Here is an 18,828-nt window from a genome sequence, read left to right on the forward strand (position 1 = left end):
GCACATGCGCATAGTTTTCCCGCATGAAACATGACTCTCTAGTTTCCGGCAAGCGCAAAGCGGTCAATGTATCGCTCGACACCGGCATCGTTGCCGCCGCGCGCGAGGCCAAGCTGAACCTTTCGCAAGTCTGCGAGACAGCGATCCGCGAAGCGACGCGAGCGGAAATTACTCGGCGCTGGCAGGAAGAGAATCGCGAGCGGATCGAGGCATGGAACGCCTGGATCGAGGAACACGGCTTGCCGCTAGCCGAATATCGCCAGTTCTGATGGCGCAGTTCGATGTCCATCGCGCGCCAAACGGCACGCTCCTTGTCGATTGCCAGGCGGACTCCCTGGCGCATTTGAATACGCGGCTCGTCGTCCCACTCCTTGCGATCGAGAAAGTCCCGCCGGCTGCGGACCGCCTGCACCCTGTGCTGGAATTAGACGGAAAGGCTTTCGTTCTGGCCATTCAGATGACGGCATCGATCCCTGCCCGCGATATAGGAAGACCCGTCGGATCGCTCGAGGCCGAGCGCTACACGATAGTTGGCGCTGTCGATCTGCTCCTGACCGGCGTCTGACGCCTCAAGCCGCAGTCCCGCCCACCGTCAGCCCCTCGACCAGCAGCGTTGGCTGACCGACGCCCGCGGGCACGCTCTGCCCGCCCTTGCCGCACATGCCGACGCCTTCGTCGAGCGCGAAGTCGTTGCCGATTCCGGTCACCTTGTTGAGCACGGTCGGGCCGTCGCCGATCAAGGTGGCGCCCTTGATCGGGCGGCCGAGCTTGCCGTTCTCGATGCGATAGGCCTCGGTGCACGAGAAGACGAACTTGCCCGAGACGATATCCACCTGCCCGCCGCCGAAGCTGCGCGCGTAGATGCCGTTCTTCACGCGGCTCATCAGTTCCGCGGGATCGTCGTTCCCGCCGCGCATGAAGGTGTTGGTCATGCGGGGCATGGGCGCGTGCTGGAACGATTCCCGTCGCCCGTTGCCCGTGGGGGCGACGCCCATCAGCCGGGCATTGAGCCGATCCTGGATATAGCCCTTGAGGATGCCATCGTCGATCAGGATCGTCTCCTGCGTGGGCGTGCCCTCGTCGTCGATCGACAGCGAGCCGCGGCGCGCCTCCATCGATCCGTCATCGACCACCGTGACGCCGGGCGCGGCGACGCGCTCGCCTATGCGGCCCGAAAAGGCGCTGGTGCCCTTGCGGTTGAAATCCCCCTCCAGCCCGTGGCCGACCGCCTCGTGGAGCAGCACGCCGGGCCAGCCCGGGCCGCAAAGCACGGTCATGTCGCCCGCGGGCGCTTCCTCGGCGTCGAGATTGACCAGCGCCTGGGCCAGCGCCTCGTCGATCGCGCGGTTCCAGGTCGGAGCCTCGAACAGGCGATCGTACAGCGCGCGGCCCCCCGTGCCGAAGCTGCCGGTCTCGCGCTTGCCGGCCTGCTCGACCACGATCGAGACATTGAGGCGGACGAGCGGGCGGATATCGGTGGCGATGAAGCCGTCGGGACGAACGATCTCGACCACGCTCCACTGGCCGGTGAGGCTGACCGAGACCTGTACGACGCGCGGATCGCGGGCACGCGCGGCGGCGTCGATCGTCTGGCAGAGGTTCACCTTGTCGGCGAAGGGGACGAGGTCGAGCGGGTCTCGATCGGTATAGAGATGACGGTTATTGCCTTGCGGCGGCGCGGCGCGCGGGCCCTTGGCGGGATCGATCAGCGCCATCGTCTCGGCCGCACGGCGAATCGCGGCCGGCGTGATTTCATTGGCATGCGCGAAGGCAGTGGTCTCTCCAGATACGGCGCGCAGGCCGAAGCCCGATTGGGTGTCGAAGCTCGCGGTCTTCAGCCGCCCATCGTCGAAGCCGAACGCCTCGGTCTTGCGATATTGCAGATAGAGCTCGCCATCCTCCGCGCGGGAGAGCGCGCTGGCGGTGAGCCTGACGGCGGTCTCGGGATCCAGGGCGTCGCGATAGAGGAAGGCGCGGGGGTCTGCGGGCAAGGTCATGCCGCAGATATAGGGCGGTTAGATCGAGGCGCCAGACGGGATGTCCGGGAGCTTGCCCTGGTCCGCCCCATCGGCAGGCCCGCCGATCAGCACGAATCGGCGGTCACAATAGCCGCAATCGACATAGCCATGCTCATCGATCTGAAGAAATACGCGCGGATGGCCCAGGGCCGCGGGGACGCCGGGGCCACTGCCATCGCAGGCGACACGGGCATGGGATGTGCGGATGGTTTCGGGGGGCGGGATCATGGACATGCCGATAGCAAGCGCGGAGAAGGCTCGCAATCGCCACCGCGCGGTCTTATTGCGTGCGCCATGACCCAGGCGGCAATCGAAATCCGGACCCTCTGCAAGATCTATAAGGGCGGCAAGCGCGCGCTGGACGACGTAAGCTTCGATGTGCCGCGCGGCAGCGTGTTCGGGCTGCTCGGGCCAAACGGCGCGGGCAAATCGACGCTGATCAATATCCTCGCCGGCCTGGTCAACAAGACCAGCGGCACGGCGAGCATCTGGGGCTTCGATATCGAGCGGCATCCGCGCAACGCCAAGGCGTCCATCGGGATCGTCAATCAGGAAATCATGTTCGATCCCTTCTTCTCGCCCGCCGAGACGCTGGACATCCAGGCCGGGCTCTATGGCGTGCCCAAGGACAAGCGCCGCACGATGGAGCTCCTGCGCGCGGTGCATCTGGAGGACAAGGCAAACGCTTATGCCCGCACGCTATCGGGGGGCATGAAGCGCCGGCTGATGGTCGCCAAGGCCATGGTCCATTCGCCGCCGGTGCTGGTGCTCGACGAGCCGACCGCGGGCGTGGATGTCGAGCTCCGCCAGCAGCTCTGGGCCTATGTTCGCGGGCTGAACCAGCGCGGCGTGACCGTGGTGCTGACGACGCACTATCTGGAGGAAGCCGAGCAGCTCTGCGACCGGATCGCAATCATCAACCATGGCCAGCTCATCGCGAACAAGCCCACGCGCGAGCTGGTCGGCATGGCGCAGGAGAAAGTGGTCGAAGTCACGGTAGACCGCGACCTGGCCGCGGCCCCCGACAATCGCTGCTTCCAGAAGATCGAATTGAAGGGTAGCCGGACCCTGGTGATCACTTTCCGCAAGGACCAGGCGAATGCGGGCGAAGTGCTCGGCGCGGTGCAGGGAGCCGGGCTGGGGATCGTCGATGTATCCACACGCGAGGCTGATCTGGAGGACGTATTCCTCAACCTGACACGGGCGAGCGACGCCTGACCAACGGAGAGAATCGAATGCGCCTCCCCTTGTTGCTTGCCGCCGCGGCGGCGCTGCTGGCCGCGGCCGCTCCCAAGCCCGACACGCTGGATGCGATCGCGCGCGCCTATGTGCAGCTGAGCCTGGAAGCCGGCGAGCGCGAGGAGGGCTATGTCGATGCCTATTTCGGACCGGCGGAATGGCAGGCGGAGGCCAGGCGCAATCCGCGCAGCGTTCAGGCGCTGGAAGCCGACGCGGCAAAGCTGGTTGCGCGCGCAACCGCGATCGACCCCGCGCCGCTCGGCCTCATCGAGCGCAAGCGCCGCAATTTCCTGATCGGCCAATTAAAAGCGGCCGAGACGCGGATGGCGATGGCGGGCGGCAAGCGCTTCAAGTTCGATGACGAGGCAATGGGGCTGTTCGGCGTGAAGCCGGTGCTGACGCCGCTTGCCAGTCTCGATCCATTATTGGCGCGGCTCGATGCGCTCCTGCCGGGCGCCGGCACGCTAGCCGAGCGCTATGAGGCATATCGCAAGGGCGTTGTCATTCCCATCGACCGGATCGAGAAGGTCGTCGGCCTCGCCATCGCCGAGTGCCGCCGCCGCACGCTGGCGCACATCCCGCTGCCGGCGAACGAGAAGTTCACGCTGGGGCTGGCGCGCGACAAGCCCTGGGGCGCCTATAATTACTACAAGGGCAGCTTCACGAGCCATATCGATGTGAATGCGGACAATCCGGTCTCGATCGGCGCCGCGGTCGATTATGGCTGCCATGAGGGCTATCCCGGCCATCACGTATACAACATGCTGCTGGAGCGCGACCTGCTCAAGAAGCGCGGCTGGGTCGAGTTCTCGATCTATCCGCTTTACGGGCCGCAATCGCTGATCGCCGAGGGCTCGGGAAATTACGGGATCGAAATCGCTTTTCCGGGCAACGAGCAGGCGGCCTTCCAGGCGAAGACCCTGTTCCCGGCCGCCGGCCTCACTCCGCCGACCGGCGCCAAGGATGCGGAGATCACCCGCATCCGCGCCGAACTGGGCAAGGCGCGGTTCACCATCGCCAAGGCCTATCTCGACGGAGACGTGGACCGCGCCAGGGCAATCGAGCTCACCGCGAAATACATGCTGGTTTCGCTCAAGGGAGCCGAGGGGAGCCTGCGCTTCACCGACCATTATCGCAGCTATGTGATCAATTACGGCTATGGACTCGAGCTCGTCCGCGCGGCTGCCGAAGCCGCCGGACCAGGCCGGAATGCGCGGTGGAAGGCGCTGGCGAAGATGCTTTCGGAGCCGACCACGCCCGCCGACCTGATCGCCGCGGCCCAGCCCCGTTGAATTTCAGCGGCGGCGATGACGCGAGAGGAACACCCACATCGCTTCATTGTCCGCCAGCCAGGCATGGGCTCCGCCGCGGGTGATCCGGCCGACGACATCGGCCGCGCCCCGGCAGCGGGTGTAACGCTCTTCGTAAAGCGCCGGACCAAGGTCGCGTCGCTCGGGACCGCTGCGGCACAGGTTGAGATCCGCCCAGCGGCTTTGAGCCGCGTGCATCGTATATTGCCAGTAAGGCGAGCCGCCGCCCTGGATCGGATTGGTCTTGTCCGCGTCTCCGGCGAAGGCGATCACCGGCACCGGGCGTGAGGGGCGGCACGTTGCGGGATCCGGCACGCGGGGGTCCGCAGCCAGCGGATTGCCGGCGCGAAGGCCGACCACCGGCGCGATCGCGGCGAAGCGATCGGCGGCCACACAGGCGAGCCACGAAGTCATGCGGCCGCCGCCCGAAAGGCCAGTGGCATAGACCCGGGTCCGGTCTACGCAGCGCACCTTGACCAGCCAGTCGGTCGCCATCTTCACGAACGCGACATCGTCGGGGTCGCCCGGTCCCGGGATCTTGCCCGTGACGGTCGGCACCCCTGGAATGTTCCAGACGAACCCCTCGCCCACGGCAATTCCGCCATCGGGCGCGGCGATGATGAAGCCGTGACGGTCGGCGGTCTCGGCCAAGCCCGATGCCTTCAGGATGTTCGCGCCACTGCCGGTGCTGCCGTGGAAGAGCCAGACGAGGGGTGCCGCTCCATGGGAGCCGGACTTGGGGAAATGCATGAGCATCGAGCGGCCCGTGTCGCCGATCGCGATGCGCTGGGTAGTCCCCCGCGGGCCGATCGAGCAGTCCGGGCGAGCCAGGGCAACGGAGGGCATAAGCATCGCCAACGCCAGAATCAGTGGCCGCGCCCAACCTGCTTGCATTCCGCCTCTCCTTTCGCCCGCCTAGGTCCAAGCCGGCGGCCTGTACAGCGGGCGGCATTGGCTTCTAAAGCTTGCCACATGCATGAAAGCGACATCCTGATCATCGGTTCGGGCGCGGCGGGACTGACCGCGGCGCTCAACCTTGCAGAACGATTCAAGGTCACCGTGCTGGCCAAGGGAGCGATGAACGAAGGCGCGACTGCCTGGGCCCAAGGCGGCGTCGCCGCGGTGCTCGAGCCGGGCGACACCTTCGACAGCCATATCGAAGACACGATGATCGCGGGGGCGGGGCTGAACGACCGCGCCACGGTGGAATTCGTTGTCGAGAATGCCCCTGCGGCGATCGACCGGCTCGAAAAGCTTGGCGTTCCCTTCAACACCGAAGGCGAGGCGCTGCACCTGACGCGCGAGGGCGGGCATAGCCATCGGCGCATCGTGCATGTCAACGATGCGACCGGCTGGGCCGTGCAGGAAGCGCTGCTCAATGCGGCGCGGGCGCATCCCAATATCACGCTGGTCGCCGACATGGTGGTAATCGACTTGGCCACCAGCCGGCACGAGGCGCGCTATTCGGGCGCGGGGAATGTCTGGGGCGTCTATGCCTTCAACCGCGCGGCGAACGCGGTCGAACTGTTTACGGCGCGCGCGACGATCCTCGCCACCGGGGGCGCAGGACGAACCTATCTGTTCTCCACCGCGCCGAGAGGAGCGACCGGCGACGGGATCGCCATGGCGTGGCGCGCGGGATGCCGCATCTCGAACATGGAATTCATGCAATTCCATCCGACCTGCCTCTACAATCTCGACGTCAAGAATTTCCTGATTACGGAGGCGGTGCGCGGGGAGGGCGGACATCTGAAGCTCCCCGGGACCGGGCACCGCTTCATGCCCGATTTCGATCCGCGCGCGGAACTGGCGCCGCGCGACGTGGTGGCGCGCGCGATCGATCACGAGATCAAGCGGCTGGGCCTGGATTACGTCCATCTCGACATCAGCCATCAGCCGCCTGAATTTGTCCGCACGCATTTCCCGATGATCCACGAAAAGCTGCTGGGACTTGGCGTGGACATGACGACACAGCCGATCCCGGTGGTGCCTGCTCAGCATTACACCTGCGGCGGCGTGGTGATCGACCGGGCGGGGCGCACCGATCTGCCGCATCTTTATGCCGCGGGGGAAGTCAGCCAATCCGGGCTGCACGGCGCCAATCGCCTCGCCTCGAACAGCCTGCTCGAATGTTTCGTATTCGGCGAAGCGGCCGCGGACGACATTTCCGCGAATTGGGGCGACCTCGCGCCGCCACCCGCGATCCGGCCCTGGGACGAGAGCCGCGTGACGCATTCGGACGAGGAAGTCGTCATCAAGCAGAATTGGACGGAGATCCGGCGCTTCATGTGGAATTATGTCGGCATCGTCCGCTCGACCAAGCGGCTGGAACGGGCGGCGCGAAGGATCGATATGCTGCGCGAGGAAGTGAACGATTATTACGGGCATTTCCGCGTGACGCCCGACCTGATCGAATTGCGCAATTTGCTGGAAAGCGCCGACCTGATCGTGCGCTCGGCGCTTCACCGCAAGGAGAGCCGCGGGCTGCATTATACGATCGACTATCCCGAGACGCTCGACGCGGCGATAGATACGGTGCTGGTCCCTTGAGACCAGCAGGGTTCCTCATGCGTTGGACGTCGGTGACGTCCGCCATTTCCCCTTTGTTCACCGTTCATCGCTATACAGGTGTGATTCGTCGCATCAACACGAGCCGACTCTTTCGCATGGAACGCATCCGCCGCATGTTCGCCGATGGGCAAGGGGTTGTAAATTTGCGGGAATCCTTCGCGTTCTCGAATATTCAGCGAGCAGTAACCGTCGCGGGGCTCGGCCCGGCGATGCTGATGGGTTGCGCCGTGCATGAAAACCCCCAGCTTGCCGCCTATCTGCCTGCGCCGAGCTACAAGGTCTCTCTGTCCATCCCGGCCGCGCTCAAGGCTATTTTCAGGCCGACCGCGGCTGCACCCCAGGAACTGGTCTCGTCACTCGACGCGCTGGTCCGCAATTTCAACGGCGTCGCCGGCGTTTCGGTCGCGAGCGTCGATCAGGGTTGGCTGATCTCATCGGGCGGCGAGCGCAAGCTCCCGCAGCAGAGCGTGAGCAAGCTCTGGGTTACGATGACCGTGCTCGACGCGATCGATCAGGGCAAATTGTCGCTGGATACCCCGGTCAGCATCGGCCGCGAGGATTTCACTGTCTTCCACCAGCCGATCGCGGCCTTGGTGAAGAACGGTCAGCCCTATAATGCCACGGTCGGCGAGCTGATCCGCCGCGCGATGCAGATGAGCGACAACACCTGCAACGACAAATTGCTCCGGCTCGTCGGCGGGCCCGAAGTGGTGCGCGACTTCATCGCCCGGCGCGGCCTGGGCCCGATCCGGTTCGGGCCCGGCGAGCGATTGCTCCAGGCGGGCACCGCGGGGCTCGCATGGCGGCCCGAATATTCGATGGGCAACGCCTTCGCGGTCGCGCGGGCGCGGCTGGCGCCTGCTGTGCGCAGGGCCGCGTTCGAAGCCTATGTCGCCGACCCGCCCGATGGCGCCGCGCCGCTCGCGATCGCCGGAGCGCTCGCGCGGCTGCAACGCGGTGAACTGCTTTCGCCGAATTCGACAAGCTGGCTAATCCAGACCATGGCCGCCGCCCGCACAGGTCGCGCCCGCGTCCGCGCCGCCGTGCCCGCGGGCTGGGGCTACGCGCACAAGACCGGCACCGGCCAGGATCTCGGCGGGCGCACCGCCGGGTTCAACGATGTCGGCATCCTCACCGCACCGGACGGCCGCGCTTATGCGGTAGCGGTGATGGTCGGCGACACCGCGCGTCCGGTGCGGGAGCGCCAGTTGCTGATGCAGCAGGTCGCCGCGGCTATCGTGGCCAATCACGGGCGCTGATACCGACTGACGGGCTTGGGGTTGCGGGACTGCGCTGCTAAGCCCGTCGCCCATGCCACATCTCTATCTCGTCGATGGCTCCGGCTACATCTTCCGCGCCTATCACCGGCTGCCGCCGCTCACCAACAAGCATGGGGAGCCGGTGGGGGCGGTCTACGGCTATACGACGATGCTGTGGAAGCTCGCGGACGAGCTGCACAAGGCCGATGGGCCGACGCACATGGCGGTCGTCCTCGACAAATCGAGCCAGTCGTTCCGCAACGAGATGTATGCGGAGTATAAGGCGCACCGCCCGCCGCCGCCCGAAGACCTGGTCCCGCAATTCCCGATGATCCGCGACGCCACGCGCGCCTTCTCGCTGCCCTGCATCGACGTCGATGGCTATGAGGCCGACGATTTGATCGCTTCCTATGCCAAGGAGGCGCTGCGCCAGGGCTGGCAGGTGACGATCGTCTCGTCCGACAAGGATCTGATGCAGCTGATCGAGCCTGGGCTCGATTTGTACGACACGATGAACAACCGCCGGCTGGGCGACGAGGCGGTGATCGAGAAGTTCGGCGTGCCACCCCGGCAATTGGGCGAAGTCCTGGCGCTGATGGGCGACAGCGTCGACAACGTGCCGGGGGTGCCGGGGATCGGCCCCAAGACCGCCGCGAAGCTGATCCAGGAATTCGGCGACCTCGAAAGCGTGCTGGCCGCTGCGCCGGGCATGAAGCCTTCGAAGCTGCGCGAGAATCTGATCGAGCATGCCGAGATGGCGCGGCTGTCACGGAAACTGGTGACGCTGGCGTGCGACGTGCCTTTGCCGGATGGGCTGGACGAGCTGGAATTGCAGGGCATCCCGGACGCACCGCTGCGCGCGTTCCTCGATCATCATGGCTTCAAGTCGCTGATCGCGCGGCTGTCCGCGGTCGCCGATGCGCCGGTCGAGACGCACGAGGCGCCGGGGCTGGAGGAAGACCCGCCCTGCGATCACGACGGCTATGAGACCGTCGTCACCGACGAGGCGCTGGACCGCTGGATCGCCGAGGCGACCCATCAGGGCTGGGTCGCGGTGGATACCGAGACCAGCGAACTCGATGCGATGCGCGCGGGGCTTTGCGGCGTCAGCCTCGCGCTCGCGTCCAACAAGGCCTGTTATATCCCGCTGACCCATGGCGGATCGGACATGTTCGCCGAGAAGCCGGTGCAGCTCGACCACGATTCCGCGCTTTCGCGGCTGAAGCATCTCTTCGAAAACCCGTCGGTGCTCAAGATCGGGCACAATCTGAAATACGACCTCATCGTCCTGCGCCAACGGGGCATCGACGTGACCCCTTATGACGACACGATCGTGATGAGCTTCGATCTCGATGCCGGGCTCCACGGCCATGGCATGGACGAGCTGGCGGCGACGCATCTCTCCCATAGCTGCATCGCGTTCAAGGACGTGGTGGGCACCGGCAAGAGGCAATTGAGCTTCCGCGAAGTCGATCTGAAGGCCGCGACGCGCTATGCCGCGGAGGACGCGGACGTGACGCTTCGCCTGTGGAAGCGCTTCAAGCCGCGGCTCGCTTATGAAGGCGTCACGCGCGTCTATGAGATGGTCGATCGGGCGCTGGTCTCGGTGATTGCCGGCATGGAGCGCGAAGGCGTCAAGGTCGATGCGGCGACGCTCGCGCGGCTCTCGGACGAATTCTCGAAGCAGATGGCGGCGCTGGAGGAAGAGATTCACCGCATCGCCGGGTTCAAGTTCACGATCGGCAGCCCCAAGCAATTGGGCGACGTGCTGTTCGAAGGCATGGGGATCAAAGGCGGGCGCAAGGGCAAATCGGGGGTCTATTCGACCGACGTCAATGAACTTGAGCGGATCGCGGCGGACAAGGATTCGCCGGGCCGCGTGATGGCAGCCAAGGTGCTCGATTGGCGCCAGTTATCGAAGCTCAAATCGACCTATACCGATGCGCTCCAGGCCCAGATCAATCCCGAGACCGGGCGCGTGCACACCAGCTATTCGCTCACTGGCGCGCAGACCGGGCGGCTGAGCTCGACCGATCCGAACCTCCAGAACATTCCGATCCGCACCGAAACGGGCCGCCAGATCCGCGACGCCTTTGTGGCGGAGCCGGGGAACGTCATCCTCGCCGCCGATTATTCGCAGATCGAGCTGCGCCTCGCCGCGCATATCGCCGACGTGCCGGCGCTGCGCACAGCATTCGAAAATGGCGACGACATCCATTCGATGACTGCGATGGAGCTGTTCGGCGAAGTGAACCGCGATACCCGCGGCCGCGCCAAGACGATCAACTTCGCGATCCTCTATGGCATCTCGCGCTGGGGGCTGGCCGGCCGGCTGGACGTGACCGCCGACGAGGCGCAGGACATGATCAACCGCTATTTCGAGCGTTTCCCGGGCATCAACAACTATATCGGAACGACGATCCAGCAGGTGCGCGAGCGCGGCTACACGACAACGTTGTTCGGGCGGAAAACGCACTTCCCCCGGATCAAGTCGAACGTCCAGCACGAGCGCCAGGGCGCCGAGCGCGCGGCGATCAACGCCCCGATCCAGGGCACCAGCGCCGACATCATCAAACGCGCGATGGCCCGCATGGGGCCCGCATTGCTCGACGCCGGCCTGCCGAATGTGCGCATGCTGATGCAGGTGCACGACGAACTCGTCTTCGAGCTGCCCGAAGGCGATGTCGAAGCCGCCAAGCCGATCATCGAGCGCGTGATGGCGACGGCGGCGGAGCCTGCGGTCAAGCTGACCGTGCCGCTCGGGGTGGAGATCGGCGTAGGCAAAAGCTGGGGCGCCGCGCATTGATCCTTGCCGCGGTCCTCGCGTTGCTCGCACCCGCGCTCCAGTCGGGCGCTACGTTGACGCTTGCCGAAGCTCGCTCGCAGCCGTTCGAGGCGACGCGCGACAAATTGCTCGGCATGGCGGGGCAGGCGATGCGCGAGATGCGCGTGCATGGCGAACGCGAACTCGACATGATCGAGTTCGCTGGATCGGCGGCGAGCGCAGGCTGGGACGAGCTTTGCATGGCGCCGATCGTGCACCTTAATTTTCGACCAGCGACGCCGGGCGCCACCGGAGATGCACCCTCGTATGTCTCGGGGGAGATGCGATGGACCCATTGGGCGATCCTGCCTGCCCAGGCTTTGCCCGAACCGGCATCGCTCACGGCGCAGGCGCAGGCGGCCCATAGGCGGTGCCGTGCGATCGGACCGGTGCTGCCGGCTAAGGGTGAGGGCGCATTCTTCCCCGCCAGCTATGCGGGGCAGCGCGATTTGCTTCCGGCCGAAGCCAGTTTCGCCGCTGCACTGCTGCGCCGAGTCGATGATCCAACCGCGCTGGCGGTCGATACGCTCGCCTGCAATCCCGCCTGCGGCGATGCGCGTACGCCGATCGCGGCGCTCAACACGCTGCGCCCGTCGCAAGTCACAATCGCCTTGTGCCACGATGCGGCGGACCGCTTGTGTATCGAGGCGCGCTTTACCGTGACGAACTCCCCCGGCGCGTTTGGCGAAGACCTGATTTTGTCGATCGCCACCGATGCCGCGCTTCCCGACCCCGACGCCCGCATCCGCAAGCTCACTTTCTCGCGGAGAATGTGGGTTGTCTGAGCCCGCGACGACGCAGGACATCAACGCCCTGGCCAAAGGCGGGCGTACCAACATGCTCGGCTTCCTGATGCGCCTCGCCGCACGGCTGCCGTTCCTGTTCATCGCCGGGCGGGCCTATGGCCCCGATATCGTCGGGCGCTATGCCATCGCGGTGCTGGTGATCGAGTTTGCCGCGCTGGTCGCGACGCTGGGCCTAAAGCGCGGGCTGGCGCAGGCGCTGGCGACGACCGAGCGGCCGCACAACCATGTCGTGTTCGATGCGCTCGTCGTGGCGATGATCGGTTCGGGGATCGCGGCGGGCGTGCTGATCGTGTTTCCACAGATCATGTTTCCCAACAGCCCGGTGCAGGGAATGGAGCGCTTCGTGGCGCTGGCGGTGTTCGCCACCGCGGCTTCGGATGTGGTGCTCGCGGCGCTGGCCTATCGCCATAATGTAAAGGCCTCGGTCACTGCGCGCGCTGTCGTCGAGCCCTGGACGATCAGCATCGCCGCCCTGGGCTTTTCCTATATCTCGGCGCGCGACGGGCTTATCTTCGCCTATGCCGCCTCGATGGCGGCGGCGCTGGCGGCATCGCTCGTGCCGTTCGTCAAGGAATATGGCCTGCCCCGCGAATGGCGGCCCCGGCCCGCCGATATCTGGGCGCTTACACGACGAAATGCCCCGTTGGCGGGCGCGGACACGATCGAATGGGCGACGCGCAACGTGGATCGCTTCATCCTGGGGCTGATGTTCACTCCCGCCGTGGTCGGCATCTATTATATGGCGCAGCAGGTCGCATCGGTGCCGCAAAAGCTGAAGACCAGCTTCGATCCGATCCTGGGGCCCGTAATCACTCAGAGCCTCGCCGCCGGCGACATGCCGGCAATCGCCAATCAGGTGCGTCAGGTCGGCTTCTGGATCATCGGCGCGCAGGCCGCGCTGGCGGTGATGTTCTCGATTCCCGCGAGCGGCGTGATGGGACTTATCGGCCCGCAATTCACCGTCGGCGCCGGGGCCTTGTGCGTGCTTCTCGCCGCCGAAGTGCTCGCCTCACCGGGATCGGTCTGCGAGACGGCGCTCGTCTATATCGCGCGGGTGCGCAACCTGGTGGTCTCGGTGGCAGTGCTGCTGCTCCAGATCGGGCTGAGCTTCGCCTTCATCCTGATCGCGCGCGCCGAGAACCTTCCGGCCGGATATCAGGCGGCGGCTCCCGCAGTGGCGCTGGCCATCTCGCTGACCATCGGCTCCGCGATCAAGGCCTGGATGCTATGGCGGATCACGGGCGCGCGCGTGATCAGCGTGCGGCCCAGCTTCTTCGCGGCGATCCTTGTCGCCAGCCTGGTGGGCGCGGCATTCATGTCGCTGCCGCACGAATATGAATGGGCCGAACTGAGCCTCGGCATGCCGGCGATCCTGATCACCTATCTGTATGTGATCATCAAGTTCGGCTTCACGCCCGAAGACCGCGCATTATTCCGCAAGATGCCAGCGGCGGGCGCGACGTTGCCGGTGGGCGAGAAGCTTTAGCCCGTCGCGGCAATTGCGCCGGCATCGCGGGAGATTGGATCGTCGCTCGATACCAGGGCAACTTCGCCAGTTTCGAATTGGCGTCGTATCTCCGCGTCCAGCGCCTTTACCAGCGCGGCCCCGACGGCTTTCTCGTCCAGCTCGATGCGATCTTGCCAGACGGGGGAAAGTCCGGAGGGCGAGGTGCTTTTGCGCCAGCAGTAAACGATCCCCCATGCGCCATAGCGCGGAAGGACATTCGCGGGGCCGCACGCCTCATAAAGGTGATTGAAATCCGGATGATCGCCAGAGCGTAGCGCCTGGGCAATGATTTCCGCTTGCAGCATCAGGAGTTCACGCTCAGCGCCGAGCATCGAAAGCACGGGGTTGCGTGCGCCGCCGGGAGCATCGAGGATCGCGCTGCCAGGCCGCAGGAAATAGCCTTGGTTCGGCGGCAAGCCGGGCCATTCGAAGAAGCGATATCCGGCTTGCGGAAATTGTTCGTCGAAAAATTGCTGGGCGCTTTTCTTTGAGCCTTTGCCCTTCCACGCCCTACCGGCAAAATCCTTCCAGGCCAGGAAAAGGGCGCGAGAGTCGATTATCGTCGGCGAAGCTGCAAGGATGCGACTGACGAAACCCGCCGCGCTGAGATCTGCCAAGGGAAGCGCGTGACGGTAGTCAGGATCTGGCTGGAACTGCACGAGGGCCGGCGCGGCCGGGGGCTGGACCAGCACCATTGGTTTGAGGCGCGCGGCTGCGTTCTTCACCTTCTCGACAAAGTCGCTCCCGCGCGAACGCCCCACGCCGAGCTTGCTCAGCTTTACCTTCGAGGAATAGCCGGTCGGCGGCGCGCCTTGGGTATACAGGAGATGGAAATCAGCGCCGTAGCTGATGACGCGGCTAGCCACGTGGGTGAAATCGCTATCATTGGTGACAAGAATTACCGAATCCGCGCCTGCCGCTCGGCAGGCTTCTTCGATTACATCGACGGCAATTCGGATATCGACGCTATTCTTGCCCTTTTTGCAGGGGACCGGCACCGGATCGATGTCATGATCCGCCAGAACGGTGCCGCGCGTCATCAGCTCGCCAATCTGATGCGTCGCGGCGTACAGTTTCGCCTCACCCTTGGCTAAGCCGGTATGGCCGCAATAATCCAATATATCAGGGATGTTCCGCGCATGGACATTCTGGCCGTCGATGAAAAGATTATACCGCTTGGGCAAGTGCCGCCCCCCCAACGTCAGTGTTATTCCTAAGCGAATCTTATAATGACTTTGCGTAGAGTCAAATCAACGGCTGTCGATCGGCCAGTAACAATCAATGCCGGAAGTGCCGCATTCCGGTGAACAGCATCGCGAGGCCAGCTTCATCTGCGGCGGCGATCACTTCGTCGTCGCGGATCGAGCCGCCGGGCTGAATCACGGCCGTGGCCCCGGCCTCGACCGCCGCGAGCAGCCCATCGGCGAACGGGAAGAAGGCGTCGGAGGCGACGGCCGAGCCCATTGTGCGGGGATGGGGCCAGCCGGCCTTTTCGGCGGCGTCTTTCGCTTTCCACGCGGCAATCCGCGCCGATTCCAGCCGGTTCATCTGGCCAGCGCCGATCCCCGCAGTGCTGCCGCCCTTGGCGTAGACGATCGCGTTCGACTTGACGTGCTTGGCGACGGTCCAGGCGAAGCGGCAGTCTTCGAGCTCCTGGTTGGTCGGCTGGCGCCTCGTGACGACCCTCACTTCGCCGAGCTGCCCGTTATCGCGCGACTGGACGAGCATGCCGCCGGCGATCGACCTTAGCATCAGCCCGGCGCGCGCGGGATCGGGGAGGTCGCCGGTTATCAGCAAGCGGAGGTTCTTCTTCGCAGCGAATATGGCGCGGGCCGCTTCGTCCGCTGCGGGACAGGCGACGACTTCTGTGAAGATGCCGGCAATGGCTTCGGCGGTAGGTCCGTCCAAGGGTCGGTTGACTGCGATGATCCCGCCGAACGCACTGACCGTATCGCAAGCCAGCGCGGCCTGATACGCCCCCAGCAGCGTATCGGCGGACGCGACGCCGCAGGGATTGGCGTGCTTGACGATCACCACGGTGGGCGGGCCATCGCGGAATTCGCTGACCAGTTCGAGCGCGGCATCGGCGTCGTTGTAATTATTGTAGCTGAGTTCCTTGCCCTGGACCTGCTCCGCCTGGGCGATGCCGCGCGTGCCCGCCTGCGGCAGATAGAGCGCGGCGGACTGATGGGGGTTTTCACCGTAGCGCAGCTCGGGGCCCTTTTTGAGCGTCAAGGGCAGGACCGAAGGGAAGCGTTCGCCCTGATCGGCGAAGGCGAACCAGCTGGCGATCGACGCATCATAAGCGGCCGTGGCCGCATAGGCTTTCGCGGCGAGCCAGCGGCGGGAGACGAGCTTCGTGCTGCCGCCAGAAACCAGCGCATAGTCCGCCGGATCGGTGAGGATCGCCACCGACTCATGGTTCTTTGCCGCAGAGCGGACCATGGATGGGCCGCCGATATCGATATTCTCGATGATCTCGTCGCGCTCGGCCCCCTTCGCCACGGTCTGCGCAAAAGGATAGAGATTGACCACCACCAGATCGATGCCGCCGATCCCGTGCTCGGCCATCGAAGCTTCATGCTCGGCATTGCCCCGCACCGCGAGCAGCCCGCCATGCACCTTAGGGTGGAGCGTCTTGACGCGTCCGTCCATCATCTCGGGGAAACCGGTAAGGTCCGAGATATCGCGGACCGTCAGCCCCGCTTCGCGCAACGCCCTGGCAGTGCCCCCGGTCGAGACGAGTTCGGCGCCATTGCCGGCAAGGGATCGACCCAGCTCGACGATGCCGGTCTTGTCCGAGACCGAGAGGAGCGCGCGCTTGATGATGACCTGGTCCATGCGCCGCCTCCTAAGGATCGTTCCCCGCCGCGCAACCCTGTTGGCGCGCCTATTTGGCGCGGTGGAAAAGCCAGCTCACATTCGCGCCGCCCGGAGGCGATTCGGCAAGGACGACGAGCTGCTCGCTGGAGATCGGCTTGCCCGCACCGTCGATCCAGATGCTGTCCTCGATCGCAAGGCGCCCGCCTTTGCAGCGGAATTGCCAGAGATGTCCATCCGGCGTGCGCAGGATCGCCGCCAGTCCATCGGCAGTAGGCGCGATCTCCACCTGGGGGTGCAGATGAAAGCGGACCGCCAATGGCGTCATGCCCTTCTTCCGGCGCTTGTCGGCAGGAAGGAGCATGTCTTCGCCGCGAATGTCGCGCCCGTCCCCCGCCAGCGCCACCACGCGGCGATGGAGGAAGCCGAAGCGGCGCGCATAGCCGTCATGGCTCGCCTCCACCCGGCTGCCATTCTCGCTCTCGGTGCGCGCCAGCTCGACTTCGATCACACCCCTGCCGAGCGTGCCGTCCGAGTGGATCGCAGTGGAATTGCTGTCCGCGAGCACCAGGGTCGAATGCGCGGCGGTGGTGCGCAGGCCCTCGGTCAGCGCCGCGGGCACGCTCGCGTCTGTCATCCCGGATCCGCCGCAATTCACGACGATGCGGTGCTTGCCGTCGGACATCTCGAACGCCAGTGTCGAGGCACATCCCCCGGCGACCAGGCGCGAGAGCGGAGGAGGCGCGGCATCGAAGATCAGCACGGTGCCGCCATGCGCCAGGCGCTGATAGCCCCATTCGCGTGCCTGCTTGAGCGGGCGGGTGCGCACGCCGGTGGCTTCGATGAACTGCTCGATCGTCTCGCCGGGTATCGGCCCCGATCCCTGCCAGCTCGCCAGCCCCTTGTCTCCGTGACACACGCCGAGCAAGGCCGTGACCATCTTGGCGAGCGCCGCCTGGACGAAGGCGGGCGGATCGAGCCGCCGCGCGGAATAGCTTTCGCACAGCATCGTCAAAAGCTGGATCGCATCGAGCTGGCCAGCGGGCGAGCGCCCTACCGAGCCGCCATCGTCGAACACCGATCCATCGAGCGCGCGCTTGAGCCCCGTCTCACCGAAGGAGCGGCGCGGATCGCCCCCCGGCAGCATCAGCCCCGCCGCCAGCACTCCGCACCAGGCGGCGATCCGCGGCACACCCAGCGGCACGCGATCCGCCGCGCGATCGAGGTGCCGCGCGCCCCGGGCCAGGGCATGGAGCACGCTCGAGCGATAGACCGGGTCGTTCGCCGACAGGATCAGCGGCGCATGCGCGGTCCAGAACAGGATGCGCCGGCCCCAGAGATCGGCCCGCCAGGCCGGCTCGGAGACCTTGTCGGCATGCGCGGCCAGCCAGCGCTCCATGATCGCCTCGGCAATCGGCGCGGCAGTGACGCGCGCCGTGACGCTGGACAAATCGCGCAGCCAGGCGAAGCTCTGGAGATAGTCGGCGAACGGCTTGGACCAATCGGCGCGGGCGAAATCCAGACCCGCGATCGAGCGTTCCTCGCCGCGAAACATCACCATCCCGTCAAGCAGCGCATTTCCGCGTGCCGGATCGCCGAAAAAGGGATCCTCGGAGACAGCGATCAGCTTGAGCGGATGCCTGCCTTTCAGGCGCATATTGTGCAGCGGCGTTTGCCAGGCGAGCCGGTGGAAGCGCTCGGCAATCCGGTCGGCAAGGCTGAGACCATTATTGCCCCCGGTGCGGACCAGCCGCTTTCCGGGCTCGACTCCGTCGGCGGCGGAGTCGGCTGCATCATCGCTCATCCGCCCCGGAGCGCCGCGATGTTGGCGGCGTATTGGCTGGGTCCCCCGACAAAAGTCGCCGTGCCCGCGACCAGCGCGTCGGCGCCGGCGGCAATCGCGCGCGGCGCAGTCTCGCGGTCGATCCCGCCATCGACTTCCAAGTCGATCGCCCGGCCCGATACCGTGATCCGCTCGCGCAGCGCCGCAATCTTGCCGAGCTGCGATTCGATGAATTTCTGCCCGCCAAAACCCGGATTGACGCTCATCACCAGGATCAGATCGACCATGTCGATGACGTGATCGATCGCATCGATCGGCGTTGCCGGATTGAGGACGACACCCGCGCGCTTGCCCAGGCCCTTGATGGTCTGGAGCGTGCGGTGAAGATGCGGGCCGCTTTCGGGATGGACAGAGATGCAATCGGCGCCCGCATCGGCAAACGCCTGAAGCATCGGATCGACCGGCGCGATCATCAGATGCACGTCGAAGGGCTTGGCGGTGTGCGCGCGCAGCGCCTTGATCACACCGGGGCCGATCGTGATGTTGGGCACGAAATGCCCGTCCATCACATCTACATGGATCCAGTCCGCCCCGGCCGCGTCGATCGCGCGCACTTCCTCGCCAAGGCGCGCGAAGTCGGCGGAAAGGATCGAAGGGGCAATGCGGACGGCCATGCGCGAATCCTTAGCAC

16 protein-coding genes are annotated in these 18,828 nt (G+C 65.5%); 9 read left to right on the forward strand and 7 right to left on the reverse strand.

Features of this window, described 5'->3' with window-relative positions; all coding sequences use genetic code 11:
• Window positions 1-23: 23 nt before the first annotated feature.
• Complete coding sequence (locus VF617_RS04585) at window positions 24-269, forward strand: type II toxin-antitoxin system CcdA family antitoxin (RefSeq protein WP_331013675.1); 246 nt, start codon at window positions 24-26, stop codon at window positions 267-269.
• Entirely contained in the window at window positions 269-565 is a 297-nt protein-coding gene (locus VF617_RS04590) for a CcdB family protein (protein ID WP_331013676.1), read from the forward strand. The genes VF617_RS04585 and VF617_RS04590 overlap by 1 nt, the downstream gene beginning before the upstream one ends.
• A gap of 4 nt (window positions 566-569) precedes the next feature.
• On the opposite strand, the gene tldD is transcribed toward VF617_RS04590, so the two are convergent.
• On the reverse strand, window positions 570-1,997 hold the full coding sequence (gene tldD, locus VF617_RS04595; protein ID WP_331013677.1) for a metalloprotease TldD: 1,428 nt from the start codon (window positions 1,995-1,997) through the stop codon (window positions 570-572).
• An 18-nt stretch (window positions 1,998-2,015) separates the two neighbouring features.
• Complete coding sequence (locus tag VF617_RS04600; RefSeq protein ID WP_331013721.1) at window positions 2,016-2,246, reverse strand: zinc-finger domain-containing protein; 231 nt, start codon at window positions 2,244-2,246, stop codon at window positions 2,016-2,018.
• Window positions 2,247-2,312: 66 nt separating this feature from the next.
• Between VF617_RS04600 and VF617_RS04605 the strand changes: the two genes are divergently transcribed.
• Both VF617_RS04605 and VF617_RS04610 read left to right on the forward strand, forming a co-directional pair.
• Window positions 2,313-3,236, forward strand: a complete 924-nt coding sequence (locus VF617_RS04605) for an ABC transporter ATP-binding protein (RefSeq protein WP_331013678.1) — start codon at window positions 2,313-2,315, stop codon at window positions 3,234-3,236.
• A gap of 17 nt (window positions 3,237-3,253) precedes the next feature.
• Window positions 3,254-4,549, forward strand: coding sequence for a hypothetical protein (locus VF617_RS04610; RefSeq protein ID WP_331013679.1), 1,296 nt, complete (start codon window positions 3,254-3,256; stop codon window positions 4,547-4,549).
• 3 nt (window positions 4,550-4,552) lie between these two features.
• On the opposite strand, the gene VF617_RS04615 is transcribed toward VF617_RS04610, so the two are convergent.
• On the reverse strand, window positions 4,553-5,413 hold the full coding sequence (locus tag VF617_RS04615; RefSeq protein ID WP_331013680.1) for an alpha/beta hydrolase family esterase: 861 nt from the start codon (window positions 5,411-5,413) through the stop codon (window positions 4,553-4,555).
• A 126-nt stretch (window positions 5,414-5,539) separates the two neighbouring features.
• Between VF617_RS04615 and nadB the strand changes: the two genes are divergently transcribed.
• The 5 genes from nadB to VF617_RS04640 all read left to right on the forward strand — a co-directional run bounded on the left by nadB (window position 5,540) and on the right by VF617_RS04640 (window position 13,513).
• Entirely contained in the window at window positions 5,540-7,117 is a 1,578-nt protein-coding gene (gene nadB, locus VF617_RS04620; protein WP_331013681.1) for an L-aspartate oxidase, read from the forward strand.
• Window positions 7,118-7,347: 230 nt separating this feature from the next.
• On the forward strand, window positions 7,348-8,397 hold the full coding sequence (locus VF617_RS04625; protein WP_414713951.1) for a serine hydrolase: 1,050 nt from the start codon (window positions 7,348-7,350) through the stop codon (window positions 8,395-8,397).
• 52 nt (window positions 8,398-8,449) lie between these two features.
• Entirely contained in the window at window positions 8,450-11,203 is a 2,754-nt protein-coding gene (polA, locus tag VF617_RS04630) for a DNA polymerase I (protein ID WP_331013683.1), read from the forward strand.
• Window positions 11,200-12,006, forward strand: coding sequence for a hypothetical protein (locus VF617_RS04635; RefSeq protein ID WP_331013684.1), 807 nt, complete (start codon window positions 11,200-11,202; stop codon window positions 12,004-12,006). Before polA ends, VF617_RS04635 begins: the two co-directional genes overlap by 4 nt.
• A 52-nt stretch (window positions 12,007-12,058) precedes the next feature.
• Entirely contained in the window at window positions 12,059-13,513 is a 1,455-nt protein-coding gene (locus VF617_RS04640; RefSeq protein ID WP_331013722.1) for a lipopolysaccharide biosynthesis protein, read from the forward strand.
• Here VF617_RS04640 and VF617_RS04645 read toward each other — a convergent pair.
• The 4 genes from VF617_RS04645 to rpe form a co-directional block, all read right to left on the reverse strand.
• Window positions 13,510-14,733, reverse strand: a complete 1,224-nt coding sequence (locus tag VF617_RS04645) for an NYN domain-containing protein (protein ID WP_331013685.1) — start codon at window positions 14,731-14,733, stop codon at window positions 13,510-13,512. The two genes, VF617_RS04640 and VF617_RS04645, sit on opposite strands and share 4 nt — an antisense overlap.
• 79 nt (window positions 14,734-14,812) lie before the next feature.
• On the reverse strand, window positions 14,813-16,375 hold the full coding sequence (gene purH / locus VF617_RS04650; protein ID WP_331013686.1) for a bifunctional phosphoribosylaminoimidazolecarboxamide formyltransferase/IMP cyclohydrolase: 1,563 nt from the start codon (window positions 16,373-16,375) through the stop codon (window positions 14,813-14,815).
• Between the two features lie 49 nt (window positions 16,376-16,424).
• Window positions 16,425-18,158, reverse strand: a complete 1,734-nt coding sequence (locus VF617_RS04655) for a heparinase II/III family protein (RefSeq protein WP_331013687.1) — start codon at window positions 18,156-18,158, stop codon at window positions 16,425-16,427.
• Window positions 18,155-18,811, reverse strand: a complete 657-nt coding sequence (gene rpe / locus VF617_RS04660; RefSeq protein WP_331013688.1) for a ribulose-phosphate 3-epimerase — start codon at window positions 18,809-18,811, stop codon at window positions 18,155-18,157. Before rpe ends, VF617_RS04655 begins: the two co-directional genes overlap by 4 nt.
• Window positions 18,812-18,828 lie beyond the last annotated feature (17 nt).

This window comes from Sphingomonas sp., from assembly GCF_036388215.1.
Classification (GTDB): domain Bacteria; phylum Pseudomonadota; class Alphaproteobacteria; order Sphingomonadales; family Sphingomonadaceae; genus Sphingomonas.